Annotated in this window: 1 protein-coding gene and 1 other annotated feature; the gene reads right to left on the bottom strand. The window is 62.4% G+C overall.

The window, feature by feature from the left end; translation table 11 throughout:
* Window positions 1-34: 34 nt before the first annotated feature.
* Window positions 35-1,269, bottom strand: a protein-coding gene (locus CON77_RS13525; protein ID WP_101049969.1) for an IS3 family transposase whose coding sequence is annotated in 2 segments (ribosomal slippage) — window positions 35-981 and window positions 981-1,269 — 1,236 coding nt in all. Because the reading frame shifts where the segments join, the coding sequence is not laid out codon by codon here.
* Window positions 875-991 (bottom strand) — a sequence feature (AL1L pseudoknot). It overlaps the preceding gene by 117 nt.
* Window positions 1,270-1,318: the final 49 nt, after the last annotated feature.

Raw genomic sequence — 1,318 nt, 5'->3', positions numbered from 1 at the left:
TGAACCGCCCCGGGTTTCAAGGAGGCTGGTTGGTTTAAGTTGAAACCTCTGTCGAGGTGTTGCTGTTGGCGAATTGCCCCCAGTAGTTTGCCTCAGCTTCTGCCGGAGGGATGCCCCCAATCGGCGTGAGCAGTCGGACGTGATTGAACCAGTGCACCCACTGCAGGGTGGCCAGTTCCACGGATTCCCTGGTCTTCCAGGGCCCCCGGCGGTGAATCAACTCGGCCTTGTACAGCCCGTTGATAGTTTCGGCCAGTGCGTTGTCGTAGCTGTCACCCCGGCTGCCCACCGAAGGCCTGATGCCTGCCTGGTCCAAGCGTTCGGTGTAGCGTATGGAAACGTATTGACTGCCCCTGTCGGAATGGTGCGTCAAGGCATGGGCTGCAGGCTGGCGGTCATACAGCGCCTGTTCCAGCGCATCCAGCACGAAGTCCGTTTGCATGCTGCGACTGACCCGCCAGCCCACGATGCGCCGGGCGTACACATCCACCACAAAGGCCACGTACAGCCAGCCCTGCCAGGTGGAGACGTAGGTGAAGTCCGACACCCACAGATCATTGGGTCGGCTGGCCTTGAATTGCCGGTTGACGTGGTCCAGCGGGCACGGTGCGGAGGTGTCTGGTGTGGTGGTGCGCACCGTCTTGCCACGGCGTGCCCCTTGCAAGCCCATGGCACGCATCAGCCGCTCCACGGTACAACGTGCCACCGGGATGCCCTCGCGGTTCATCTGCAGCCAGACCTTGTCAGCCCCGTAGACCTGCCAGTTGGCGTGCCACACGCGCTGGATGTCGGCTTTCAAACCCTCGTCACGCAGGGCGCGTGCACTGCGCAATTGCGGGTTGCGTTGCCGGGCTGCATGGCGCCAGTAACACGACGGGGCCATCTGCAACACCCGGCAGATGGGCTCGACCCCGTAGTCATCACGGTGGCGGTCGATGTAGTTCTTCAAGACTTCAATCGGCGGTCGAGCTCCGCCTGCGCGAAAAACGCGCTGGCTGTCTTCAGGATGTCGTTGGCCCGGCGCAGCTCTTTGACCTCGCGCTCCAGTTCCTTGATGCGTTGCGCCTCCGAAGTGGTGGTGCCGACACGCTGGCCGCTGTCGACCTCGGCCTTCTTGACCCATTCGTTGAGGGTCTGCGGCACGCAGCCAATCTTGGGGGCTATAGATTCAATGGCTGCCCACAGAGAGGGGTAGTCGGCTCGGTGCTCCTGCACCATGCGCACGGCGCGCTCGCGGACCTCGGGTGAGAACTTGTTTGACTTGGTCATGGCTCCATCTTCTCAGACGTTGGAGCCTCCTCAATTCCCGGGGCGGTTC

Source organism: Macromonas nakdongensis (genome assembly GCF_002837145.1).
Taxonomy (GTDB): domain Bacteria; phylum Pseudomonadota; class Gammaproteobacteria; order Burkholderiales; family Burkholderiaceae_C; genus Macromonas_B; species Macromonas_B nakdongensis.
Note: the sequence above shows the minus strand (reverse complement) of the source record. Positions and strands in the feature narration are given on the sequence as shown.